This is a genomic window from Bacillus aerolatus, from assembly GCF_009183655.1.
Classification (GTDB): Bacteria; Bacillota; Bacilli; order Bacillales; family Domibacillaceae; genus Pseudobacillus; species Pseudobacillus aerolatus.
In genome coordinates, this window is sequence record NZ_WEIO01000001.1 from 381,821 (window position 1) to 404,792 (window position 22,972).

Below are 22,972 nucleotides of genomic sequence, written 5' to 3' on the forward strand. Positions count from 1 at the left end.
TTGTCAGCCTGTCATATGCTTGTCGCCTCAAAGCAGTCGGCTTCGCTTTTCTTCTTCCAAATAGATTGTTTGTTCGCTAGAATAAAGGGGAGGTGATGGCGATGCTATCGAAAAGAAAGTCGTTACGAGAAACAATTGGATGGCTGCAGGAAGAAGAAGCCGTCTGTTCTAATATTATTCACTGGAAGACGATTCCTGAAAAAGAAGCGAGCACTGTTCCGCTGCCGGCTGACATTGCCCCAAGGCTTGCGGACGCGTTAAAAAATAGAGGGATCCATCAGCTATATACACATCAATTATCCGCTTTTGAAGCGGCAAGAAACAAAAAAAGCTTTGTAGCGGTGACGCCGACCGCATCTGGAAAAACGCTTTGTTATAACTTGCCTGTTGTTCAATCGATTATTAATAACGAGGAAGCGCGGGCTCTTTACTTATTTCCGACGAAAGCGCTCGCTCAAGATCAAAAAAGTGAAATCAATGAATTGATCCAAGAAATCGGTCTGCCGATCAACAGTTATACGTATGACGGAGACACACCGGCAAATATCCGCCAAAAAGTAAGAAAAGCAGGACAAATCATTCTCACGAATCCCGATATGCTTCATTCCGCGATTTTGCCTCATCATACGAAATGGGTTTCCTTATTTGAGAACTTAACATACATTGTGATTGATGAGCTGCATATATATAGAGGAGTGTTTGGCAGCCATGTGGCCAATGTGTTGCGCCGCCTCCAGCGGATTTGCCGTTATTACGGCAGCGATCCTGTTTTTATTTGTACATCAGCGACGATTGCCAATCCGCTGGAACTCGCTGAAACATTGACCGGACAAGAAATGACGCTAATTGATAATAACGGAGCGCCGGCAGGAAGAAAACATTTTGTGTTTTACAATCCGCCGGTCGTCAACAAACCGCTCAATATTCGCCGCAGTGCTACTTTGGAAGTCCGCCGGCTTGCGGGAGAAATGCTGAAAAACAAGATACAAACGATCGTTTTCGCCAGAAGCCGGGTGCGTGTGGAAATTATTTTGACGTATTTGCAAGAACTTGTGAAAAATGAACTCGGGTCAAAATCGATCAGAGGCTACCGCGGAGGCTACTTGCCGACACAGCGCCGCGAAATTGAAAAAGGCTTAAGAAACGGCGAAATTTATGGCGTAGTCAGCACGAATGCGCTTGAGCTAGGAGTGGACATCGGCCAGTTGCAAGTATGTGTGATGACCGGCTATCCCGGCACGATCGCAAGCGCCTGGCAGCAAGCGGGAAGGGCCGGCCGACGGCATGGTGAGTCGCTCGTCATTATGGTCGCAAGCTCTGATCCTCTTGACCAATTTATTATTGATCACCCGGATTACTTTTTTAAGCGAACGCCGGAAACCGCCCGAATTAATCCTGACAATCTCGTTATATTAGTGGATCATTTAAAATGTGCGGCGTATGAGCTGCCGTTTAAACGAGGGGATCGATTCGGAAAGACAGACATAGAAGATGTACTTGAATTTTTAACCGAAGAAAGAGTGCTTCATGAAAACAATGGCCAGTGGTTTTGGATGAATGATTCATTTCCTGCCCATAACATTAGTTTGCGGTCTGCTTCGCAAGAAAATGTCGTGATTATTGATATTTCCGAGACAGCCAATCACCAAGTCATTGGAGAAATGGACACATTCAGCGCCATGACGCTGTTGCACGAAGAAGCGATCTATTTGCATCAGGGCACTCAGTTTCAAGTGGAAGAACTTGATTGGGAAGAGAAAAAAGCGTATGTGCGGGAAGTGGATGTGGACTATTTTACAGACGCGAACTTAGCTGTTCAGCTGCAAGTACTTGAAGAAGATAAAAGGCGGGAAAAAGAGAATATCACGTTTTCATACGGAGATGTGGCAGTCCATGCCATGGCCACTATTTTTAAAAAGATTAAATTTGACACTCATGAAAACATCGGCTCAGGACCGATTCATCTTCCGGAAGTAGAGCTTCATACGAATGCGGTTTGGATGTCACTAAACGATGAGTTAAAGAACATGTCTCAAGACCGTCTGGAAAACGGCTTGATTGGAGCGGCTCATGCTTTAAAAGCGATCATTCCATTGTTTGCTATGTGTGACCCGAGTGACATTCATATTGTGCCGCAAGTAAAAGCGAGCCACAATGAAAAACCAACGATTTTTGTTTATGACCATTATCCTGGCGGCATCGGGCTAAGCGAGCAAGTTTTCAGCCAATTAGAAGATATTTTAAAGCAGGCGGCTGAATTAATTCACCGTTGTCCTTGTCCAAACGGCTGTCCATCTTGCATCGGGACAGATACCGCCTTCTATTCCGCCAAAAAAGATGCTCACCGCCTTCTTGAGATGTTTTTGATGTTAGGAGAGAAATAAAATGAGTTTATCTGGAAAGCTCCAGCGGATGAAACGCCATATCGTACGGGAAGACACACAAAAAAAGGCGATAGAGCAGCCGTCCTTCAAAGGGGCGGACCTTCCCTATATGGATGAGTGGGAAAAAGCTGGTGTGAAACCGTATGTGTCCGGCGATCAATTTTGCTTAATCCGTGAAGTGCGCTATCCTCTTTTATACAAACATGGCAATCACCAGTTTTCTGACGTGACGGAAGCCGTTGCCAAATGGAATCATTGGGAAGGGACTCATCCTTTGTCCGCAAAAGGAATGGCGGCCTCAGATTTGTTTTTCTTTGACACGGAAACAACCGGGCTCGGCGGAGGAGCAGGAAATACGATTTTTTTACTCGGCTATGCAAAGGTCCAAGGCGGGGAAGTCGTGTTGCGCCAGCATTTTTTGCCGGCTCCTGGAAATGAAGTCGCCCTATACTCAAGCTTTCTTGAACAGGTGGATTACACGACACTTGTTACTTATAATGGAAAATCGTTTGACTGGCCGCAAGTGAAAACACGGCACACGCTTGTTCGTGAGCACGTTCCTAAACTGCCAAGCTTTGGCCACTTTGATTTATACCATGCTTCGAGAAGATTGTGGAAACATTCTATGGATTCTGTCAAGCTCGTGAACGTGGAAAAGGAAAAGCTGAATATTCACCGGGTGGAAGACGTGCCTGGTTATTTAGCCCCAATGATTTACTTTGATTTTGTCGAAAGAAAGCAGCCGGAAGGCATACTAAAAGTCATGCATCACAATGAACTGGATATTTTAACACTCATTACTCTTTATTCTCATCTCAGCTTTCACATTTTGCAGGAAGGTATTGGAAGTACGAGCAGAGAGCGAATGGAAGTGGCGAAGTGGTTTGATGCAATCGGGGAAAAACAATTATCGGCGAAAGCTTACAGTCAGCTTGTGGAAGAGAAGCACACGGACACGCAAATAACAGCGAGTCATGCACTAGCTTTTCACTTGAAGAGAGAAAAAGAGTGGGATCAAGCCGTTGCACTTTGGAAAGAAGTGTGTGAAAAAGGAACGCCGCAAGAGAGAATAGAAGCACATATTGAGTTAAGTAAATATTACGAACATAGGGAAAAGCAATATACTGACTCGCTTCATCATGCTAATGCGGCCGGCACTCTTCACATCGAGGAGAACGGCCGGCTGGTGGAAGAGATCGATAAAAGGCTAAAGCGGCTGGAAAAGAAGATGCGAAAGTAAGTATTTTTTCTCTATTTGACAAATAATAAAAAAATCGCAATATTTTATTTGATTTGTCGAAATATTTTCCAATTATTTATTGTTTCTTATGACAAAAGGCGGTAAAATGTTGGATGATGTAGAAATATAAGAGAAAATTATTTATGGGGTGGATGAAAAGTGTATCGCGCTTTATTTGTGTTATTTTTCGTATTTGTCGGGTTGACCGCTTTTTTAATGACGAATTTAAAAGACAGCTTTTACAGTTTCTTGTAAAATAGGTGTTTGTAATAGTACATGTTCCCCTCTTCTTACATAAACTGTTTTATAAGAGAGGGAAAGGGGGAACAGAATCATGCATTGCAACAGGCCCAAAGTATTACCGGCGGTTATGCATCCGCCTGTATGCTGCACGAATCATATGTACGAGAAATTTATCGTTCCGCATATTCATCCAACACATACAGCTAATATTAATCATCAGCTGTATGAACATCAGCATTATTATCCGCACACTCAATCTTACGTTCAGGATGTTCATAGCCAGCAGCAATTTTGCGGGAGACGCCCTCGACGACGTCCATTTGGCTTCTAATTTCATTAAAAAGTAAGGGAAATCGATCCCTTACTTTTTTATCATGTGAAAGGGGGTTCTTGCTATGACGGTTTGGGCAGTAACGGGATACAAGCCGTATGAGCTTGGCGTTTTCAAAAGAGACGATCCGGCTGTACTATACATAAAAAAAGCATTGGAAAAAGAACTTCGTACCCTGCTAGAAGAAGGAATGGAGTGGATGCTGATTAGCGGACAGCTCGGTGTGGAGTGTTGGGCAGCGGAAGTTCTGTTTGAGTTAAAAGAAGAATATCCCGACGCAAAACTTGCTGTACTTACTCCTTTTTTGAATCAGCAAGAAAATTGGAAAGAAGAAAACCAGGCTTATTATGAAGAAATTTTGGCGGGAGCCGATTTCGTGGATTCAGTGTCTAAGCAACCGTATAAAGGTCCCGAACAATTCCGGAATAAAAATCAATTGCTTTTACAAAAATCAGCCGGCTTACTCGTTCTTTACGATGAAGAAAATACCGGTTCTCCTCAATATTTATTTAACATGGCCCGCTCGTTTCAAGAGAATCACTCATTTGATATCCGCCAATTGACATTTTATGACTTGCAGCTTGTAGTGGAAGAAGAACAGTTAAAGCAAACAGACTGGTAATAACCAGTGAATTGATTGACAAAGCAGCCTATTTTTGAAAAAATGGATGAAAGACGGTTTGGAATATATTGAGGTGATGACGGGAATGTTATCTAATAAAGTGAAACTAACAGGAAAAGATATTTTGGAAAAAGAGTTTAAGACGTCCATGAGAGGCTATAATCCAGATGAGGTAGATCAATTTCTTGATTTAATCATTAAAGATTATGAAGTGTTTCATCAGGCGATTGAAGAGCTTCAACAAGAAAATCTCCGTTTGAAAAAGCAAAGTGAAATAACAAGGAGCCGCTCGCAACCGGCGCCTGTGCCTGCTCCGCAGCCGGTCGCAGGGGCTACCAACTTCGATATTCTCAAGCGCTTATCGAATTTGGAGCGGCATGTATTTGGAGATAAACTGTATAACGAATAGCTTTTTTGATTGGTCTGAAAACCGACTATTGCTTTGTCGGCCGTTTTCCTGTATAATGGTTTAGGTGACGATAATAGCGTTCGGGTAATCGCTGCAGCCATCCGGCTGCAGAGGAAAGTCCATGCTCACACGGTGCTGAGATGCCCGTAGTGTTCGTGCCTAGCGAAAAAATAAGCTAGGGCAGTCCGGCTCAGGCTGGATTGACGGCAGGGAAAATGCCTAAGTCTTCGGATATGGCATGACTACTTTGAAAGTGCCACAGTGACGTAGCTTTATAAGAAATTATAAAGGTGGAACGAGGTAAACCCCGCGAGTGAGCAACCCAAATTTAGGTAGGGGCACCTTCTTTAAGGAAATGAACGATAAGAAGGGTGGATGTTTGAAGAACATCCGCAGATAGATGATTGCCGCCGGAGTACAAGATCTTCCCAGATCGCTTGCAGTACGATGGTACAGAACATGGCTTACAGAACGTTATTACGGGATTTAATTTCACAAGCTCTCCTTTATGGAGAGCTTTTGTTCTATATGGATATTTTTCATGCTAAATAAGCAGTATATACTTAAAATGTGCAGGTGATTGAATGACAACATATACATTAATTGCCACGGCGGCGATGGGGTTAGAATCGCTCGTGGCTAATGAAGTGAAAAACCTTGGTTATGATTGCCAGACTGAAAACGGAAAAGTTATTTTTAAAGGCGATGAGTCAGCGATCGCCCGCTGCAATATGTGGCTGCGGACAGCGGACCGATTGAAAATCGTTGTAGGGGAGTTTAAAGCGACAACGTTTGACCAGCTGTTTGAAGCAGTGAAAGCTCTGCCGTGGGAACAATATTTGCCGGTGGATGCGGAGTTTCCGGTTCAAGGGAAGTCCGTGAAATCAACTTTATTCAGCGTGTCTGACTGTCAGGCGATTGTGAAAAAAGCGATTGTTGAGCGGCTGAGAAACAAATATAAAATCCAAACATGGCTGCAGGAAACCGGTCCTTTGTTTAAAATTGAAGTGGCTTTGTTAAAAGACAAAGCGACGCTGACGATTGACACAAGTGGAGCAGGCTTACATAAACGGGGGTATCGTATTGCTCAGGGCGGCGCTCCATTGAAAGAAACATTGGCAGCCGCGCTTATTCAATTGACGAACTGGCACCCTGACCGGCCATTCGTTGATCCATTTTGTGGTTCAGGGACGATTCCGATCGAAGCGGCTTTAATCGGTCAAAACATTGCACCTGGTTTTAACCGGGAATTTCTCTCAGAGGAATGGCCTTGGCTGAGTGAAGAGGTGTGGGACAACGCGAGAATTGAAGCGGAAGACCGGGCGAATTACGACCAGCCGCTTGACATTACAGGAAGCGATATCGATCACCGAATGGTCGACATTGCCCGCGAAAATGCGTTTGAAGCAGGACTTGCTGATCTCATCCAATTTAAACAAATGAATGTAAGCGACTTTACTACTTCCAAGGAATACGGCGTCATCGTTGGAAACCCGCCATATGGCGAACGTCTCGGCGACCGCCCGGAAGTGGAAAAAATGTATCAGGAAATGGGCCGGGCATTCACAGGCAATGACACGTGGTCTGTATATATGTTGACTTCGCATGAAGGCTTTGAAGAATGTTACGGCAAGAAAGCGACAAAAAAAAGGAAGCTGTTCAATGGATTTATCCGAACGGATTATTACCAATATTGGGGTAAACGCCCGCCTAGAAAAGATTGATGTAGTACGGGTTTGAAGGCTCTCAAATATAGTGGTCAAAAATTCACTGGATTATTTTTAACTTGACCAGATTACTTTTCCAATGAAAAATCATTGGGAGGAAGATGGACATGTTATTAAAATTTGCTATTCAAGAGTTCTTGGACGACAGAAATTACAAAAACTTATCAAGCTACACTTTGAAGATGTACCGTCAAAATTAACGGTGGAATGACTACAGAAGCCGTTGCTTCTATCTTCAAACGGCTCAAGAAGGAGCGGTGTTAGATTGTCCAGTCACACTTTTCGTCATACGTTTGCCTATAGAGCCATTATGAATGGGATGGACGTACTAACATTACAGAAAATCCTTCGACATGAGGACATAACCATGACTCAACGTTATGTGAATCTTTGGGGAATGGCATTGAAGCAACAAAACGATAAGTATAACCCTTTGAACAATATTGATATTGGATGACAAGAAGAGAAGCGGAGATTTCGCTTCTCTTTTGTGTCTATGTAGTTCTCGAATGAATATTAAAAAACCGATGAAGTCGTTTACAAATGTAAGAGCGATTGTGCCCCAAAAATAAAGAAGAGAAATAATGAGCAGCAATTTCATATTCACTTTTTGTATAATGACACTTGCGAATAAACGCGTAATTAGTGATGATATACCTGAAAATGCTTTTTAATCTTGACAGATTTATTCTTCACCTCATTAATAAAAAGTATTTAGAGTTATTTTCAATAAGAGAAATTAACATGTAATGGTACTTAAACGCTAGTTGAAACCGAATCTATCAGCTATAATAATTGATGACCTATAAGTATCATATATTATTAAGAGGTGGATAAAAATATCAAAGGTTAGGCCGTTTTTAATGTTTCGAGATGGAAAAGCAGAGGAAGCACTGAATTATTATACTTCGTTAATGGAGGATTCAGAAATTAAAAGTATCGTTCGATATGGAGCTAATGAAGCTGGGGAAGAAGGGACTGTGATGGAAGCCGTTTTTTCCTTAAAAGGGTAGAAATTTATGTGTATCGACAGTAGTAATATAAAACGTGAGTTTTCCTGCACACCTTCATTTTTGATCTATGTTACTTGCGAATCAGAAGCTGAAATTGACCATCTCTATCAAAAATTGAGTGATGGTGGGGGAGCCCTTATGCCGATTGGGGACTATGGTTTCAGCCAGAAATTTGGCTGGCTAGTTGATCGTTTCGGTGTGTCATGGCAGCTTGATTTACCTAACTAATATACACACGAACATGTGCTTCTTTATAGAAAGTAAGCTTTCGCTACCTGTAGATTATTGTTCTACTCTCATAGAAGAAAAAGAAAAAAGGAAGGATAGATCATGGGCAAACATCGGATTTATACAACCAGTTTTGCAAGTGTTTACCCTCATTATGTGACAAAGGCGGAGAAAAAAGGACGTACGAAAGATGAGGTAGATGAAATCATCCGTTGGCTGACAGGATATAGCCAAGAAGAGTTAGAAGCACTAATGGAAAACAAGACAGACTTTGAAACGTTCTTTGCGGAAGCTCCCCAAATGAACCCTTCACGAGGTCTGATCAAAGGTGTAATCTGCGGAGTCCGAGTGGAAGACATCGAAGAACCTATCATGCAGGAAATTCGCTACTTGGACAAGCTAATTGATGAGTTAGCAAAAGGAAAAGCAATGGAGAAGATTTTGCGAACTAAATAAAGAAAAGCGAAGAAACACTGATTTATGTAAATGGAAGAACAGATGCAGATGTTCGAGCTAGCAACAAATTATTCCTAGCCATCTGAATATCGCCTAATTTAGCAAACAAATTAAATTCTTTTTTTGGAGGGAACTATCGATGTCGCAACATAACATTAGCCCAGAACAAATTGAAAATGAACAAATATACAAGGAAATGGGGTTAACAGACGAAGAGTATCAACTAGCAAAGGATCTATTAAAACGTCATCCGAACTACACGGAAACAGGCATTTTCTCTGCCATGTGGTCCGAGCATTGTAGCTACAAATCATCGAAATCATTACTTAAAAGGTTACCAACGAAAGGAAGTCATGTTTTACAAGGGCCTGGTGAAGGTGCTGGGGTTGTTGATATCGGTGATAATCAAGCCGTTGTTTTTAAAATTGAAAGTCATAATAGTCCGTCTTTTGTCGAGCCATTTGAAGGTTCAGCAACAGGTGTTGGTGGGATTATGCGTGATGTCTTTTCAATGGGAGCAAAACCAATTGCAGCCATGAATTCATTACGTTTTGGCAATCTAGATAATGACCATACGAAACTGTTATTTTCTGAGGTTGTACGTGGGATTGCGAGCTATGGCAATGTGATCGATGTTCCAACTGTTGGTGGCGAGATACAATTTGATGAGCAATATGAAGAAAATCCATTAGTCAATGCGATGGTTGTTGGGCTTGTTCATCATGACGATGTGCAAAAGGGTGTTGCCGCTGGTGTAGGTAATGTAGTTATTTATGCCGGTGGGGATACCGGAAAAGACGGAGTTGGTGGTGCATCGTTTTCTTCAGATGTTGTCGAAGGTGGAAAAGAAGAGAATACATCTGCAGTCGCAATCGGAAATCCACATATTGGTAAAAAATTAATGAATGCATGCTTGGAAGTCATTCATTCGGATGCATTAGTTGGTATTCAAGATATGGGTGCGGCAGGATTAACATCATCTGCGAGTGAAATGGCAGCTAAAGCAGGTACGGGAATTGAGATGAATCTTGACCTTGTCCCACAGCGCGAAGAAGGTATGAATGCTTATGAAATTATGCTGTCTGAATCACAGGAGCGGATGTTATTAGTCGCGAAAAAAGGGCAGGAGCAGGAAATTCTTGATATTTTTGCGAAACATGATGTGGATGCGGCAGTTATCGGTGAGGTTATTCAGGAAAAAACCTTCCGTATTAAGCAGCATGGTGAGGTTGTCGTAGATATTCCTGTCAATATTTTAGCTGATGATGCGCCTGTCTATCATTTACCATCAAAAGAAGCGTCATACTATCAAGAATTTCAAGCGATTGAAAATGAAGTTCCAGCAGTAGACGATCATCAAGCGATGTTAAGACAGCTCTTACAGCAGCCGACAATTGCAAGCAAGGAATGGGCATACAAGCAATATGACGCTGAGGCACAAGGAAACACCATTGTTGGTCCTGGATCTGATGCAGCAATCGTGAAAATCGATGGAACGGATAAAGCAATTGCGATTACGACGGACTGTAATTCTCGTTATATTTATTTAGATCCAAAAGTTGGTGGGCAAATTGCCGTTGCTGAAGCAGCACGTAATCTTGTTTGTTCTGGTGCAAAACCACTTGCAATTACAGATGGCTTGAACTATGGTAACCCAAACAATCCAGAAGTATTTTGGCAAATGGAAGCGAGCATTGATGGGATCAGCGAGGCATGTCTTGCTCTTCAGACACCAGTTATTAGCGGTAATGTTTCCTTATATAATCAATCAAAAGACGAAGCGATTCTTCCAACACCAATCATTGGTATGGTCGGACTAATCGAAAATACAAAATATGTGACACCGAGCCATTTCCAAAATAACGGTGACCTTGTTTATTTAATTGGTGAAACGTTCCCTGAATTCGGTGGCAGTGAACTGCAAAATATAGTTGCTGGAAAATATTCAGGAAAAGCGCCAGTCATTGATTTACAAGTTGAAGCGAACCGTCAAAACTTACTTTCGACTGCAATTAAAGAAGGTCTTGTAGTATCTGCACATGATTTATCTGAAGGCGGACTTGCTGTTGCCTTAGCTGAGAGTTTATTTAAGGGACAAGGTTTAGGTGTTGAAGTTAGCTTAATTGGTGACGCAACGGTAGCGTTATTTAGTGAATCACAATCAAGATTCTTAGTAACTGTAAAAGCAGAAAACAAAGAACAATTTCAAAATTTATGGACAGAAGCAAGCCAAATCGGCTCGGTAACTAACCATGGGAAATTGATTGTATCTGTAAACGGTGAACATGTAATTGAGGATACCGTTGATGAACTTCATAAACTTTGGAGTGAAGCGATTCCTGGGTTAGTAGCACCTAAATAAATTTGTTCTAGAATATCTAAATAAGAATGAAAGTGAATGTGTTAAATAACCTTTTGGTAGAGTACGGCACCTTTGTGAATGGGCCGTGTTCTACCTATAAATCTGCAAAAAAAGAGGAAGGTATAATATTTGGAATTTGGAAACATGAAAAGGCAGTAGAATTAACATATCTATTCTTTCTTCGGGCATGTAAGGATATTGAAATGTAGTATAAGCTTTTCTAGCTTAAGTGTTCCCATGAACATGTTTTCTAAATAACAAGAAGAAGTATACATAGTGGCGTGGCTACATACAAACCATTTTCTTTTCTGAAAGACCAGAGTATAATTATAAGTAATGGTAAAAGATTAATCTGGTCAAGGTTATTAATAATCTGCTTTAAACTCAGTTTTACGGCAAGAAAGCGACAAAAAAACGGAAGCTGTTCAATGGATTTATCCGGACGGATTATTACCAATATTGGGGGAAACGTCCGCCTAGAAATAAAGACTAAGCTGACCTTTTTGACTCAGGCAGGAGCGATTGCACAGAAGGGTGTAGAAACTTGTGAAGGTTTGATACAATGAGTGATAAGTTGGGCGGATTATTGAGCTCTATTACTTATCGTTAATGGGGGGACAATCAATTGGTCGGAAATGTCGTTTCTGATTTTAACTGGTTTCAGTTATGGGGAGTGGGTTATCTCATTTTCCTGTTGCTGCTGTCTTTTCTGTATGCAAAATTAGTTTCTTCTGGGAGATATACAGTCAAAAGGATTCAAAAGTTTTATTTCAACTTAGGCTTAGTTTTATTTTACTTATTTGTAGGCAGTCCGTTGGCAGTAATCGCTGCGGAAAGGTTGTTCAGCGCTCATGTGCTGGAGTTAATGATCATGCTGTTTGTTGTGCCTCCGCTTTTAATTTTAGGCTTGCCGAAAGAGTTTTTACGCTCTTTTTTCTGGTCTTACCGAATGAGATTCGCTTTGAAATTGTTTACTCATCCATGGATGACGGCTTTGTTGTTTAACATAGCGCTGTCTGTTTATCTCATCCCTTCTATTTTTAATTCATTGCAGCAGCACACCTTCTTGCTGGCAATGAGCCAGACCGCTTTGCTGGCAATCGCATTTTTAATGTGGTGGACGATCATTTCACCGCTGCCGGAGATCAACCGGCTGTCTGAATCTGTGCGGGTCGTCTATGTGTTTGTTGCTTCCGTGCTGCTCATGCCGATTGGAATTTTTTTGCTTGTGGCCGGCAGTCCATTTTATGTTCTTTATGCAGAAGGAGGACAGCAGCTGCTGCCTCATTTAACCGCTCTTCAGGACCAGCAGCTCGCTGGCGGGATGTTAAAGGCGATTCAGCTCGGGTCTTACGGGACGGCTTTATTTCTTCTTATATCCAAATGGGCGAAAAAAGAAGAAGAGCCGGATGATGATTTTCCTTTTTATCCTGGACAAGCGATGGATTATCCGACAAAAAGGTAGCAAAAACGGCCTGGAAACTATTTCTGGCCGTTTTTATTATTGTGTAATTTTAATTGAAAATTGCGAATAATAAAGAGGTTTAAATAAAAAATGTTCGTAAATAGGATTGAAATTCTCTTCTATATTGATATAATATGAATACATTAAAACTTAACATTCGCTCATATAATCGCGGGAATATGGCCTGCAAGTTTCTACCGAATGACCGTAAATCATTTGACTATGAGTGAGCAGTGGAAGGGCAGTCTTTCTTTGCTGTCTTCTCATACCCAAAGGGCATTGCTTCACTCTGTATTGAGGAATGAAATGATCTTTGGGTTTTTTTCTGTCCAAACGGTCGATTAAAGTTGAGGAGGACATATAATGAAGAGTTTGCAAGAAAAGATTGTGAAAGAAGGCAAAGTGCTTTCTAGCCACGTGTTGAAAGTAGATTCGTTTTTAAACCACCAAATTGATCCTAAATTAATGAAAGAAATCGGCGAAGAATTTGCCAAACGATTTGCCGATGAGAAAATCACGAAAATATTAACGATTGAATCGAGCGGCATTGCACCGAGCGTAATGGCCGGCTTAGAGTTGGACGTTCCAGTTATTTTTGCACGAAAACGGCAGTCGCTGACATTGACGCAAGATTTGTTTACCGCCGATGTTCATTCTTATACGAAACAAGAAACGAACCGGATCGCCGTATCTAACTCATTTTTAACAAAACAGGACCGCCTTTTAATTATTGACGACTTCCTGGCAAATGGACAAGCTGCTTTAGGGTTATTGGATATTGCTGAACAAGCAGGCGCATCTGTTGCCGGAATCGGTATTGTGATTGAAAAAGGATTTCAAGAAGGTGGCAATTTGCTGCGCGAAAAGCAAATTAGAGTGGAATCCCTTGCAAGAGTGCAATCACTGGAAGACGGTAAAGTCACATTCGCAGAAGAGGTTCTCTCATGAATACCTCTGTCTTAAAAACCGCTTCTTTAGGCATACAACACGTACTAGCGATGTATGCAGGAGCTGTCATCGTGCCGCTTATCGTTGGCGGGGCACTTGGCTTAACCGCCGAACAGCTTACTTATTTAGTGTCCATTGATATTTTTATGTGTGGGATCGCCACTTTCTTGCAAGTGTGGAAGGGCCGTTTTGTCGGCATCGGGCTGCCGGTCGTCTTAGGCTGTACATTCACAGCTGTCGGGCCGATGATTGCGATCGGAGGGTCATATGGAATTTCAGCCGTATATGGCGCTATTTTAGCTTCGGGCGTATTTGTCTTATTGATCTCCGCCTTTTTTAGCCGGCTCGTCCGCTTTTTTCCGCCGGTCGTCACAGGATCTGTGGTGACGATCATTGGTATTACATTAATTCCGGTGGCGATGAATAACATGGCAGGCGGCCAAGGGAGTCCCGACTTCGGATCTTTGTCTAATATCGGCTTGGCGTTTACCACTTTATTTTTAATTATTGCGCTGTTTCGTTTCTTTGACGGCTTTATTCGTTCGATTGCCGTGCTTGTCGGACTGCTCGCAGGAACAGTTGTCGCCTTTGTGATGGGGAAGGTAGATTTTTCACCGGTCATGGATGCTTCTTTCTTCCATATAGTCAAACCTTTTTATTTCGGAACGCCGACGTTTGAATGGACCGCTATTTTAACAATGGTTCTCGTTGCGGTCGTAAGTCTCGTCGAATCAACGGGTGTTTATTTTGCGGTTGGTGACATTTGTGAAGAAAAAGTCGAGAAAAAAGATTTAGCAAAAGGCTACCGGGCTGAAGGTTTAGCCATTGTGATCGGAGCGATCTTCAATGCGTTTCCGTACACGGCTTTTTCTCAAAATGTCGGACTCATGCAATTATCGGGAGTAAAATCAAAAACAGTTATTTATTACACGGCCGGATTTTTAGTGCTGCTCGGTTTAGTGCCGAAAATCGGCGCGTTTACGACGATCATTCCTTCTGCCGTTCTTGGCGGCGCCATGGTCGCCATGTTCGGCATGGTTGTCGCGCAAGGCATTAAAATGCTGAGCCGCGTCGATATGTCTTCTCAAGAAAACTTATTAATCATCGCCTGCTCAGTTGGCATGGGGCTCGGTGTGACGGTCGTTCCTGATTTGTTTGCCGGCTTGCCGAAAAGCGTGCAAATCTTAACAGGCAATGGCATCGTTGCCGGCAGTATGACCGCTATTTTCTTGAATATCTTGTTTAACGAGCTCGGCCAAAAATCAAAAAAAGCGGTTAAACTAGCTGAACAAAAAGTATCTTAAGAAGAGCTTGAAACTCTCGCGTTTTAAAAGCATAAAATGTCGGTGCGTCACCTTCATTTCTTTACTAAAAAGAGATGAAGGTGGCGTTTTTTTGCGTAAAAAAAGACGAATGAAACGGGCAAGTGTAAATGAAGAATTAGAATTTAATGTTGCTTTTCCTCGGGCATTCAACTACTTCATTTGTGTAAAAAAGTCAGATGAATTACCCTGGCGTAACTAATTGAATATACCCGCGAAAATTTTCCTATATTCAGCAGGAAACGCCTTCTAATTGTCGAATTAATACGGTAAACAACTGGAGGTGTTTTTATGTTTCATTTAGAAATCTACGATTACGACACAAAAGAATTGATTGATGTTTCCCCTGAGCTAACTTTACAGGAAGCATTAGAATGTATTCAGCATGCTCAAACGGGAGAAGAACAATATTACGATTACGAGAGAAAAACAATGATGAATCAGAAATATGTTAGTCATAACAAGTTTATTAAACGAGTAGGCGACAGACGGATAAAAGGTTATCAAGTATTTCTCCAAGCAAAGCCAGTTAAAACTCTCCGGAAATAGCCTCCTTTTTCGCAGGGATAAAACTTTTTGTGTTCAAAGCAGCGGATATAAAGAAGAGGGGTGTTTTGAAAATAAAATCTAATTCATACATATTGCTACTATCCCTTTTATTGGAATGAATAGATATGCTGGTTTCAAATGGTCTCTATAGAGATCACTGGCTTCCCAGGTGAATTAGGAGGTGCATAAAAAATCTGAGTGTTATTAGAACACTCGGATTTTTTTATGTTCAATTTACCTTCGCAATTATTTTATTCTGTCTATTGACAATATTGTTTTTCAACATTATGGAAAGAACATGGAACTCCATGTTCTTTCTTATTTCTAAAATAAGTAATTTGATGAAAGAAATGGAATAAATGCTCTAGAAATAGGGCAATACCCATTTTTAATATTACTCCATATCCACTTTCATACATACTGTGATTAACTTGGAAAACATGGATACAAATAACTCGTTTTATTGTGGATTACGAAGGTATATACATGCTAAAACCACAAAACAAAATGATCTCAGTAACCATCGCCGCCTATAAAAAGTTGAGAGGAGGCAAAGATATGAGTATTCAAAAAAGTACAGATAGTTCCAGCCTTGCAGAAGTAAATGACAATAGAGAAATAAACGAAAATAACCAGACTGAAGAGAACAAGGATGACACCAGTTATTCTATGAATTTAGCGATAATCGGTGGAGTAGTAGGAGCCGGAGTTGGTTTACTTGCCAATCCAGAAACGGGCAAGAAAGCCATAAAAAATTTAGGTGAATCTGAATTTGTAAAAACTGCAGGAAAGGAATTTAAAAAAACCGCTCAGGAACTTCTAGCCAGGCAAGCTCAAATTAGCCTTAAACAATTAGCCGCGGGTTACACCAGTAAAATGGATGAAGAGTTGCCGGTTCCTGAAAAGACGAACGAGGAAAATGGCAGAGAAAATAGTGTAAATGACGAAAGTCAATCTTCAAAGTATGACGAGATCAAGGAAGAGAATAAAAACTTAAATGATCGTCTCCAGAGAATAGAAGATATGTTGAATAATCTGGTGAATTCAAAGTAATGACAGTTAATTTTTCTATAAACGTAGGGTGATTGGATGAACAGACGCGTAAAAAAAGCAGTTGGAAAAGTTGTGAAAAATGCAGTAGAACATGCTCCTGAGCCAGTAAAGGAAAAAGTAAAAGAAATAGTAGTAGACAAAGCAAAAGAGCAGATAGTGGAGAATATTCAGGATAAAGGAAAAGAATTTACCGAAAAGCTAGGCAATGCCAGAGATGATGTTGCTGATAAAGTCCACGATAAAGCAGGCGAAGCAAAAGAAAAAACCAAAAATGTCTTGCTTTCGGCCAAAGAAAAGTTGGAAAAAGTTGTTGGGACTGGGGATGACTTTCAAAAGAAAGTCTTTTCCACAAGCAAAGATGACAATGATCGGAAAATTAAAGGCGTTAGCCATATAAAAACTTCTAAGGATATTAAGGGTGCTACTAAAATCAAAAGCGCAAATACTATTAAATCCTCAAAGGACATCAAGACAATAAGCTCTTAATGACATAACGAAAGGAGAATATAACGATGGCAGTTCAAAAAAGTACAGATAGCTCAAGCTTGGCGGAGGTTATTGACCGAATTTTAGATAAAGGAATCGTGATCGACGCATTTGTAAGGGTCTCAGTAGTGGGAATTGAGATTTTAACAGTTGAAGCAAGAGTGGTTATTGCGAGTGTTGATACATGGTTACGTTATGCAGAGGCTGTCGGGCTACTTCAGGACGGGGTGGAAGAAAAAGGACTTCCAGCTCAACAAAATGAAAGGAATGCACGCTTTAGTATTTAAGCACGACCATGCTTTAGCAGGAGGCGAATATGGAAATTAAAAAAATCATTGGAAATGCTACGGATTTCTTTAACGAATACGTAGCACCAGTTCATAAAATTACTTCGGTCGAAGAAAGTGAAAACAATAGCTGGAAGCTTACTGTAGAAGTTATTGAAGAGAAGGAATACATGAAAAAGTATGCAAAAGATGAAATGATCGGCGTCTACGAGGTTTATCTAAATCAGGATACAGAAGTGACCGCTTATAAAAGACAAGATATTCGTTATAGAAGTGCCATTAATCAAGGAATGTAGGACGCGGGAGTAGGAGGAAAAAGAGTGACGGTCTTAAAGAAAAAAATCACGAAGAATACAAGAGCAATCGTCCAAGATGCAAAGACAGAAGACTTACTTTCCCGCTCATTACAATACTTGAATTCTGGCTATCCTGTTCATTTTACGGGCCCATCTGGAACAGGAAAAACGTCCCTGGCTCTAGCTCTAGCAAAAAAAAGAAAAAAACCTGTTATGCTCATACACGGTAATCATGAATTAAACAATAAGGATTTAATTGGCGACTTTACTGGATATACGAGTAAGAAAGTTGTTGATAACTATGTGCGTTCTGTTTACAAAAGAGACGAAAGCGTGACAGAAACATGGAGGGACGGGCGCTTGCTAGAGGCTGTCAAGAACGGATACACACTTATTTACGATGAGTTTACTCGTTCACGACCAACGACTAATAATATCTTCTTATCCATTTTAGAGGAAGGCATTCTTCCTTTATACGGGACAAAACTAACTGAACCCTTTGTCCGCGTGCATCCTGATTTTGCCTGCATATTTACCAGCAATCCTGATGAATATGCAGGTGTCTACCAAACGCAGGATGCATTACTAGATAGACTCATTACAATATTTATAGATCATAAAGAAAGTGACCGCGAAGCAGCCATTATCTCGGAAAAAATGGATATCGATAAGAATGAAGCCGAAGCTATTACCACTCTTGTAGCTGAACTACGTAAGGAATGCAAAGAGAATAGCGGGCCGAGCCTACGGGCTTCATTCATGATTGTTAAATTGGCTGAAGAAGAAGGTATTCCAATAGACGGATCAAATGCGAATTTTCAGCGCCTATGTATAGATATACTAGGTCATCAGGTGAGTCGGTGTATACAATCTGATAATCCAATAAAAACAGCAGAAATACTAATTCTAAAAGCATGTCATAACATGAAAGTTATTGAAGAATAAAGGAGAGTTTGACAATGAGCCAAGAAGAGCAAATGGGTATATATATTTTTTGCGGAATTCAGACAGAAACGGATGAGAAGTTTGGTGAAATTGAAATGGAAGGAGAGCAAAGAGAGCTATTTACGATTCGGTATAAAGATGCAGCTATCGTTGCCGCCGAGGTACCAATGAAAATTTATCATCCAAATAAAGATAATTTAATGATACACCAAGGTGCTGTTTCACTTGTGATGAAGCAGAATTCTACAGTCATACCTGTTAGTTTCGGCAATGTATTCCATTCACAAGAAGATGTACGCGTACTGCTGGAAAATTTATATCCACAGTTTGAAAAGCTTTTCCCTGAAATAAAAGGAAAGATTGAGCTTGGATTAAAAGTGATTGGAAAAAAAGATTGGCTTGAGTCACAGGTTAGTGAGGATTCACAAATTGATAAGATGGCCAAAGCGATCAAGGGAAAATCTGAAGCGGCTAGCTATTATGAGAGAGTTCAACTGGGCGGAGCTGCCCAAAAAATTATCACCTCTCTGCAAAATGAGATAAAACAGGAAGTATTTAATCCATTGAAAGAGTTAGCTGAAGCATCAAAAACGAATGATCCCATAAGCGAGAGAATGCTCCTAAATGCTTCTTTCTTAGTGGATCGGGACAAGGAAGCCCAGTTTGATCAAAAAGTAAATGAGATGCATGAAAAATGGAAGGATAAGGTGGAATTCAGCTATAGCGGCCCTTGGCCCGCATATAACTTTGTCAATATCAGATTAAAAGTCGAGGAAGCCTGATGCTGCATAAGCTAGTTTCCGCACCTATCAATCTTGTCATAAAAATTGCGGAAAAAGTGAAAGAAGAGGCTGATAAAGAACTGTTTGACCTTTCTACCATTCAACAAAAGCTCATTCAGCTGCAAATGATGTATGAGCTTGGTGAAATTCCTGAAGCGGCCTATAAAGCCAAGGAAGAAGAGCTGCTTACAAGATATGAAATGGCAAAACGAATGGAAATGGAGCAATGGGAACAGATGACACAGAAGAAGTGAGGATAGTGAGAAATGGATGATCTAATTTATCTATATGGGTTAATTCCAACCAAGGAGGCAGACAATCAATCGTTTCCATCTTTAAAAGGCTTCGATGGTACAGGTGAATTATACACAATCCCGGTAGGAAATATAACAGCGATTGTTTGTAAATTGGATCGAGAAACATACTCAGAAGAAAGTATAAAAGACCGGATTAATCACGACATGGAATGGCTTCAGGAAAAAGCATTTCACCACCATGAAACGTTAATAACACTATCAAAGATTTTCACCGTTATACCATTGAAATTTTGTACTTTATATAAAAATCCAGACAGTCTAAAAACAACTGTTCAGTCTAATGAATCTAGAATGATGGGTACATTCGACTTAATAGCCGGACATGAAGAATGGAATTTAAAAATTTATTGTGATGACCAGCTATTAAAAAAAAGAGTGAGTCAGAGCAATCCAGTAATAGAAGCAAAGAGAGAGGAAATTAGCCAATTATCTAAGGGTAAACAATTTTTTGAAAAGAAAAAGCTGGACAAATTGATTGAGTCTGAACTTGAAGAAGAAAAAAACAAAATCAGTGAAAAAATTCATTTGCACCTGAAAGAGTTTGCCCTTAAAGGAAATGTAAAAAGAACTTGGGGTACCGATGTGACAGGAAGAAAAGATAATATGACCTGGAATGGTGTATATCTTATTGCTGAATCAAAAGTAGAGAATTTTTTAGAAAAAATCCAACAATATGAAGAGGAGATGCGGAAAACTGGATGGCAGTTTGAGGTATCCGGACCATGGCCAGCTTACCATTTTTCTATCTTTTCATAAATGAGGAAACGAATATGTCACTGAGAGAATCAATAGAAAACAAAGATATCGCGTTAATTGATATTTTAGATGTCATCCTTGATAAGGGCGTTGCGATAAAGGCAGATTTAGTCATTTCTATTGCGGGAGTCGACTTGGTTTATCTGGATTTGAGATTGCTAATTGCTTCTGTAGAATCTCTCGTTCAGGCTCAGCAGAGGAATGGCAAAACGGTATCTTCAGAACAATTTGATAGACAGAGGGAGGAGTTGGCTGATGCAACCGGTCAACCAAGCAAGTGGAAAAATTAACCTCGACTCTGAAAATGCAGAGCATGGACTGGCCCAGCTTGTTTTAACTGTTATTGAACTGCTGAGGCAAATTGTTGAAAGGCATGCAATTAGACGTGTCGAGGGTGGGAATCTGACAGACGAACAAATTGAAAACTTAGGTGAAGCTTTAATGAATCTTGAAGAGAAAATGGAAGAACTGAAAGAAATCTTTGGTCTGGATGATGAAGACTTGAATATTAATCTCGGTCCTTTAGGAAGCTTACTTTAATGCGAATGCCAAGGAGGACTTTATAAAATGGCACTCGAACATTCAACGCAATCCAGTACGATTGTGGACGTGCTAGAGAAGATATTAGATAAAGGTGTGGTTATTGCAGGCGATATCACAGTAGGAATTGCTGATGTTGAGCTGTTAACCATTAAAATACGTCTTATTGTCGCTTCTGTTGATAAGGCAAAAGAAATTGGCATGGATTGGTGGGAAACAGACCCATATTTAACTTCTAAAGCTTCGGATAACAATACAAAAGCTCTCGAAGAAGAGAATAAGAAGCTGCATGAAAGACTCGAATTGCTTGAAAAGAGCATAGCTGCAAACCGATTAAATTCAACCGAGTCCAACTACTAATAGGAGGTTTTACAATGGAAAAAACAAAAAACATAGAAAATCAATCCCAAGATACGAAAAATGAGAATGAATTAAATGGCAGCCCAATTAAACGTTCAATAGCAGGGGGGCTGATTGGAGCTGCAGTTGGATATTTAGCTGCTCCTGAGCATAGAAAAAAACTGATGGAGAATATGAGTCCAGATAAATTAAAAAGCACAGGATTAGGACTAGGCCAGGCAGTTAAGGAAAAGTCTAAGGAAGCAGCAAATTCTATTAAAGATTCAGCCGGAAATTTATTTAATAAAGAAGATGTTTCAATTGAAGGTTATTCAAATGAACAAGATGAAACGGCTGAGAATGAAACCTATCTTAAATCAGGTTCCAATAAAAATAATGAAGGTTCATCTAATAAAGACAATACAATTTCTAATGATCAATTAGAAGAAATACTCATGAAACTGATTCAAGAAAGAAAGGGCCAGAGTCAGAGAGAAAAAGAAAACCAGCTAAATGATGAATCTGATGAATCGAGTAAAGAATCCTCAGTGATAAATCGATTAAACAATGAGCAGAATAGCTCACAAAGTAAAGAGGACCGGTCTCAATTAGAGAAACAGAATGATAGCAAAGAATCACAATCGTATCTTCAACAAAGTTCGTTGGATGATAAAGCGGCACAATCCCAACCAGAAGACCAAGGGGAAACAAATAAAGATGAGACAAGCCTTACATCAAGTCAAAAATCAACCGACAACGATTACGAGTCATTAAAGAAGGAAAATGATAACTTGCAGAATCGTTTAGGAAAAATAGAAGAAATGCTAACGAATTTAATTCAAGATAAAAAGAGTCAGAGCCAGGAATTAGCATCTAATCAAAAGGGGGACGAAACGAATAAAACGGAAAAAGATTCTCAGACTCAAAAGCAATTAGACAAAGAGAAAGAAAAAGAAACTCAACAAAAAAGCGAGGTTGATAAAGAAGAGAAACAAGACCTAACAGAAGACCAGCCTGATAACGAGAAGGGGCATGCTCAAGGTCAAGATAACAGTGAAAAAGATGAGCAAGATAAAGAAGAAGGAAAGGAGGAAGAAAAGGGAGAGAAACATAGTGCTGATGCTGAATCCAGTAAAACTAAAAAGCAAAGCCCTTCTGAAAAAACATCAAAGTCCGTAAATTCGGCTAAGGAGGCCTCCAATGTTCTTTCCGATGACCAGGACACCTATCTTCTTCTGGATAGCTTGAGAAAGGAGATGTAAAAATGAGTATGGGGCCCGGTGCAATGAAAGACAGCATTCTTGAATTCTTTGTACAAGCAGCGAATAAACATGATTTCTCCTTAGATATTACGTTAAACGTAAAAGGCGCCGTTATTACAGGAACAATCATATCTGCTAAGGAATATTTCGACACGCTAAGTGAAATATTTGAAGATGGTGATGAGGTTGCTCAAATGTTAAGCGACCAGCTTGTAGACGCCGGAGAAGCAGCCCAATCACAAGATAACCCTGAAGCCTGCTTTATTCATATGAAAGATACCAAGGTATATTGTGGCGATAGTAAACCTACACCTTCAAAAGGGGAAATTCTCTGGCGGGGGAAATTAAGCGAAATAGATGGCTTCTTCTTAGGGAAGATATTTGATAATAGTAATAAAAAGGCATAGTTGTTAAGTTGAAAGTAAATCTAAAATATTGTCAGGATAGCTTAGAGAGAAGTGAAAAAAAGAACTTGTCTATGAAAAAGCGTAGATTAGGCACGCTTCTTTTTTTCTTAGGCTGTTTTCGCAAACTTTGTTGCTATTTACCAAGTGGTGCGGTGTGGTTGATTGCAGCGAGAGTTGCTCGCTTTCCGCGGGGCGGGCGGTGA

General features: G+C 40.4%; 26 protein-coding genes, 1 other RNA gene, 2 pseudogenes and 1 riboswitch. All 29 genes and pseudogenes read left to right on the forward strand.

All coding sequences use genetic code 11. The features are described 5' to 3' along the window. The first annotated feature begins 101 nt into the window (after positions 1-101). The 29 genes and pseudogenes from F9802_RS02035 to gvpU all read left to right on the forward strand — a co-directional run bounded on the left by F9802_RS02035 (position 102) and on the right by gvpU (position 22,769). Complete coding sequence (locus F9802_RS02035; RefSeq protein ID WP_152149472.1) at positions 102-2,384, forward strand: DEAD/DEAH box helicase; 2,283 nt, start codon at positions 102-104, stop codon at positions 2,382-2,384. A 1-nt stretch (position 2,385) separates the two neighbouring features. After that, positions 2,386-3,624, forward strand: a complete 1,239-nt coding sequence (locus tag F9802_RS02040; RefSeq protein ID WP_152149473.1) for a ribonuclease H-like domain-containing protein — start codon at positions 2,386-2,388, stop codon at positions 3,622-3,624. 334 nt (positions 3,625-3,958) lie between these two features. Then, positions 3,959-4,198 carry a CotD family spore coat protein gene (locus F9802_RS02045; protein WP_152149474.1) on the forward strand — a complete coding sequence of 80 codons (240 nt, stop codon included), beginning with the start codon at positions 3,959-3,961 and terminating at the stop codon, positions 4,196-4,198. Positions 4,199-4,262: 64 nt separating this feature from the next. Continuing rightward, positions 4,263-4,820, forward strand: coding sequence for a DUF1273 domain-containing protein (locus F9802_RS02050; protein ID WP_152149475.1), 558 nt, complete (start codon positions 4,263-4,265; stop codon positions 4,818-4,820). Between the two features lie 85 nt (positions 4,821-4,905). Next, positions 4,906-5,229, forward strand: coding sequence for a cell division regulator GpsB (gene gpsB / locus F9802_RS02055; RefSeq protein ID WP_152149762.1), 324 nt, complete (start codon positions 4,906-4,908; stop codon positions 5,227-5,229). A 76-nt stretch (positions 5,230-5,305) separates the two neighbouring features. Next, positions 5,306-5,701: RNase P RNA component class B (rnpB, locus tag F9802_RS02060), an RNA gene on the forward strand. Positions 5,702-5,813: 112 nt separating this feature from the next. Beyond that, positions 5,814-6,953 (forward strand): THUMP domain-containing class I SAM-dependent RNA methyltransferase, encoded by a 1,140-nt coding sequence (locus F9802_RS02065; protein ID WP_152149476.1) that lies wholly within the window; start codon positions 5,814-5,816, stop codon positions 6,951-6,953. Positions 6,954-7,275: 322 nt separating this feature from the next. Next, complete coding sequence (locus F9802_RS02070) at positions 7,276-7,413, forward strand: hypothetical protein (RefSeq protein ID WP_263862287.1); 138 nt, start codon at positions 7,276-7,278, stop codon at positions 7,411-7,413. A gap of 382 nt (positions 7,414-7,795) precedes the next feature. Further along, a pseudogene (locus F9802_RS02080) lies at positions 7,796-8,197 on the forward strand (VOC family protein). Positions 8,198-8,299: 102 nt separating this feature from the next. Beyond that, positions 8,300-8,653: a DUF2200 domain-containing protein gene (locus F9802_RS02085; RefSeq protein WP_152149477.1), complete on the forward strand. Its 354-nt coding sequence runs from the start codon at positions 8,300-8,302 to the stop codon at positions 8,651-8,653. Between the two features lie 139 nt (positions 8,654-8,792). Then, positions 8,793-11,015 carry a phosphoribosylformylglycinamidine synthase subunit PurL gene (gene purL / locus F9802_RS02090; RefSeq protein ID WP_152149478.1) on the forward strand — a complete coding sequence of 741 codons (2,223 nt, stop codon included), beginning with the start codon at positions 8,793-8,795 and terminating at the stop codon, positions 11,013-11,015. Between the two features lie 391 nt (positions 11,016-11,406). Continuing rightward, positions 11,407-11,508, forward strand: a pseudogene (locus F9802_RS20180) (hypothetical protein); the annotation flags it as partial. Positions 11,509-11,640: 132 nt separating this feature from the next. Then, positions 11,641-12,480 (forward strand): cytochrome c oxidase assembly protein, encoded by an 840-nt coding sequence (locus F9802_RS02095; RefSeq protein ID WP_152149479.1) that lies wholly within the window; start codon positions 11,641-11,643, stop codon positions 12,478-12,480. A gap of 141 nt (positions 12,481-12,621) precedes the next feature. Beyond that, positions 12,622-12,723, forward strand: a riboswitch (purine riboswitch). 120 nt (positions 12,724-12,843) lie between these two features. After that, complete coding sequence (locus tag F9802_RS02100; protein WP_152149480.1) at positions 12,844-13,428, forward strand: xanthine phosphoribosyltransferase; 585 nt, start codon at positions 12,844-12,846, stop codon at positions 13,426-13,428. After that, complete coding sequence (locus F9802_RS02105) at positions 13,425-14,732, forward strand: nucleobase:cation symporter-2 family protein (protein WP_152149481.1); 1,308 nt, start codon at positions 13,425-13,427, stop codon at positions 14,730-14,732. The genes F9802_RS02100 and F9802_RS02105 overlap by 4 nt, the downstream gene beginning before the upstream one ends. A gap of 309 nt (positions 14,733-15,041) precedes the next feature. After that, entirely contained in the window at positions 15,042-15,299 is a 258-nt protein-coding gene (locus tag F9802_RS02110; protein WP_152149482.1) for a hypothetical protein, read from the forward strand. Positions 15,300-15,857: 558 nt separating this feature from the next. Beyond that, positions 15,858-16,352 carry a GvpT/GvpP family gas vesicle accessory protein gene (gene gvpT / locus F9802_RS02115; RefSeq protein WP_225435120.1) on the forward strand — a complete coding sequence of 165 codons (495 nt, stop codon included), beginning with the start codon at positions 15,858-15,860 and terminating at the stop codon, positions 16,350-16,352. A gap of 36 nt (positions 16,353-16,388) precedes the next feature. Further along, a complete protein-coding gene (gene gvpQ, locus F9802_RS02120) occupies positions 16,389-16,838 on the forward strand; it encodes a gas vesicle protein GvpQ (protein ID WP_152149483.1) in 450 nt (149 codons plus the stop codon). 26 nt (positions 16,839-16,864) lie between these two features. After that, positions 16,865-17,125 carry a gas vesicle protein GvpJ gene (gene gvpJ, locus F9802_RS02125; protein WP_152149484.1) on the forward strand — a complete coding sequence of 87 codons (261 nt, stop codon included), beginning with the start codon at positions 16,865-16,867 and terminating at the stop codon, positions 17,123-17,125. 29 nt (positions 17,126-17,154) lie between these two features. Further along, positions 17,155-17,421 (forward strand): gas vesicle protein GvpO, encoded by a 267-nt coding sequence (gvpO, locus tag F9802_RS02130; protein ID WP_152149485.1) that lies wholly within the window; start codon positions 17,155-17,157, stop codon positions 17,419-17,421. 24 nt (positions 17,422-17,445) lie between these two features. Next, complete coding sequence (gvpN, locus tag F9802_RS02135) at positions 17,446-18,366, forward strand: gas vesicle protein GvpN (RefSeq protein ID WP_152149486.1); 921 nt, start codon at positions 17,446-17,448, stop codon at positions 18,364-18,366. A gap of 14 nt (positions 18,367-18,380) precedes the next feature. Continuing rightward, positions 18,381-19,148: a GvpL/GvpF family gas vesicle protein gene (locus tag F9802_RS02140; protein ID WP_152149487.1), complete on the forward strand. Its 768-nt coding sequence runs from the start codon at positions 18,381-18,383 to the stop codon at positions 19,146-19,148. Next, entirely contained in the window at positions 19,148-19,402 is a 255-nt protein-coding gene (locus F9802_RS02145; RefSeq protein ID WP_152149488.1) for a gas vesicle protein GvpG, read from the forward strand. The genes F9802_RS02140 and F9802_RS02145 overlap by 1 nt, the downstream gene beginning before the upstream one ends. A gap of 12 nt (positions 19,403-19,414) precedes the next feature. After that, positions 19,415-20,221 carry a GvpL/GvpF family gas vesicle protein gene (locus tag F9802_RS02150; protein ID WP_152149489.1) on the forward strand — a complete coding sequence of 269 codons (807 nt, stop codon included), beginning with the start codon at positions 19,415-19,417 and terminating at the stop codon, positions 20,219-20,221. 14 nt (positions 20,222-20,235) lie between these two features. After that, positions 20,236-20,511: a gas vesicle protein gene (locus tag F9802_RS02155; protein ID WP_152149490.1), complete on the forward strand. Its 276-nt coding sequence runs from the start codon at positions 20,236-20,238 to the stop codon at positions 20,509-20,511. Beyond that, complete coding sequence (locus F9802_RS02160; protein WP_152149491.1) at positions 20,477-20,761, forward strand: gas vesicle protein K; 285 nt, start codon at positions 20,477-20,479, stop codon at positions 20,759-20,761. The genes F9802_RS02155 and F9802_RS02160 overlap by 35 nt, the downstream gene beginning before the upstream one ends. 27 nt (positions 20,762-20,788) lie before the next feature. Beyond that, positions 20,789-21,121, forward strand: a complete 333-nt coding sequence (locus F9802_RS02165; RefSeq protein ID WP_152149492.1) for a gas vesicle protein — start codon at positions 20,789-20,791, stop codon at positions 21,119-21,121. 14 nt (positions 21,122-21,135) lie between these two features. Next, complete coding sequence (gvpT, locus tag F9802_RS02170; protein WP_152149493.1) at positions 21,136-22,362, forward strand: GvpT/GvpP family gas vesicle accessory protein; 1,227 nt, start codon at positions 21,136-21,138, stop codon at positions 22,360-22,362. A gap of 2 nt (positions 22,363-22,364) precedes the next feature. Then, complete coding sequence (gene gvpU, locus F9802_RS02175; protein ID WP_152149494.1) at positions 22,365-22,769, forward strand: gas vesicle accessory protein GvpU; 405 nt, start codon at positions 22,365-22,367, stop codon at positions 22,767-22,769. Positions 22,770-22,972 lie beyond the last annotated feature (203 nt).

What these genes read in the sequence shown, in the direction of transcription:
- gvpJ (WP_152149484.1), top strand. Translation starts at nt 16,865, where the DNA reads ATGGCAGTTCAAAAAAGTACAGATAGCTCAAGCTTGGCGGAGGTTATT.
- gvpU (WP_152149494.1), top strand. Translation starts at nt 22,365, where the DNA reads ATGAGTATGGGGCCCGGTGCAATGAAAGACAGCATTCTTGAATTCTTT.
- F9802_RS02040 (WP_152149473.1), top strand. Translation starts at nt 2,386, where the DNA reads ATGAGTTTATCTGGAAAGCTCCAGCGGATGAAACGCCATATCGTACGG.
- F9802_RS02150 (WP_152149489.1), top strand. Translation starts at nt 19,415, where the DNA reads ATGGATGATCTAATTTATCTATATGGGTTAATTCCAACCAAGGAGGCA.
- gvpT (WP_152149493.1), top strand. Translation starts at nt 21,136, where the DNA reads ATGGAAAAAACAAAAAACATAGAAAATCAATCCCAAGATACGAAAAAT.
- F9802_RS02140 (WP_152149487.1), top strand. Translation starts at nt 18,381, where the DNA reads ATGAGCCAAGAAGAGCAAATGGGTATATATATTTTTTGCGGAATTCAG.
- F9802_RS02085 (WP_152149477.1), top strand. Translation starts at nt 8,300, where the DNA reads ATGGGCAAACATCGGATTTATACAACCAGTTTTGCAAGTGTTTACCCT.
- gpsB (WP_152149762.1), top strand. Translation starts at nt 4,906, where the DNA reads ATGTTATCTAATAAAGTGAAACTAACAGGAAAAGATATTTTGGAAAAA.
- F9802_RS02160 (WP_152149491.1), top strand. Translation starts at nt 20,477, where the DNA reads ATGCAACCGGTCAACCAAGCAAGTGGAAAAATTAACCTCGACTCTGAA.
- F9802_RS02105 (WP_152149481.1), top strand. Translation starts at nt 13,425, where the DNA reads ATGAATACCTCTGTCTTAAAAACCGCTTCTTTAGGCATACAACACGTA.
- F9802_RS02050 (WP_152149475.1), top strand. Translation starts at nt 4,263, where the DNA reads ATGACGGTTTGGGCAGTAACGGGATACAAGCCGTATGAGCTTGGCGTT.
- F9802_RS02035 (WP_152149472.1), top strand. Translation starts at nt 102, where the DNA reads ATGCTATCGAAAAGAAAGTCGTTACGAGAAACAATTGGATGGCTGCAG.
- F9802_RS02100 (WP_152149480.1), top strand. Translation starts at nt 12,844, where the DNA reads ATGAAGAGTTTGCAAGAAAAGATTGTGAAAGAAGGCAAAGTGCTTTCT.
- F9802_RS02145 (WP_152149488.1), top strand. Translation starts at nt 19,148, where the DNA reads ATGCTGCATAAGCTAGTTTCCGCACCTATCAATCTTGTCATAAAAATT.
- gvpT (WP_225435120.1), top strand. Translation starts at nt 15,858, where the DNA reads ATGAGTATTCAAAAAAGTACAGATAGTTCCAGCCTTGCAGAAGTAAAT.
- F9802_RS02165 (WP_152149492.1), top strand. Translation starts at nt 20,789, where the DNA reads ATGGCACTCGAACATTCAACGCAATCCAGTACGATTGTGGACGTGCTA.
- F9802_RS02110 (WP_152149482.1), top strand. Translation starts at nt 15,042, where the DNA reads ATGTTTCATTTAGAAATCTACGATTACGACACAAAAGAATTGATTGAT.
- F9802_RS02070 (WP_263862287.1), top strand. Translation starts at nt 7,276, where the DNA reads ATGGACGTACTAACATTACAGAAAATCCTTCGACATGAGGACATAACC.
- F9802_RS02065 (WP_152149476.1), top strand. Translation starts at nt 5,814, where the DNA reads ATGACAACATATACATTAATTGCCACGGCGGCGATGGGGTTAGAATCG.
- gvpO (WP_152149485.1), top strand. Translation starts at nt 17,155, where the DNA reads ATGGAAATTAAAAAAATCATTGGAAATGCTACGGATTTCTTTAACGAA.
- purL (WP_152149478.1), top strand. Translation starts at nt 8,793, where the DNA reads ATGTCGCAACATAACATTAGCCCAGAACAAATTGAAAATGAACAAATA.
- gvpQ (WP_152149483.1), top strand. Translation starts at nt 16,389, where the DNA reads ATGAACAGACGCGTAAAAAAAGCAGTTGGAAAAGTTGTGAAAAATGCA.
- F9802_RS02155 (WP_152149490.1), top strand. Translation starts at nt 20,236, where the DNA reads ATGTCACTGAGAGAATCAATAGAAAACAAAGATATCGCGTTAATTGAT.
- F9802_RS02045 (WP_152149474.1), top strand. Translation starts at nt 3,959, where the DNA reads ATGCATTGCAACAGGCCCAAAGTATTACCGGCGGTTATGCATCCGCCT.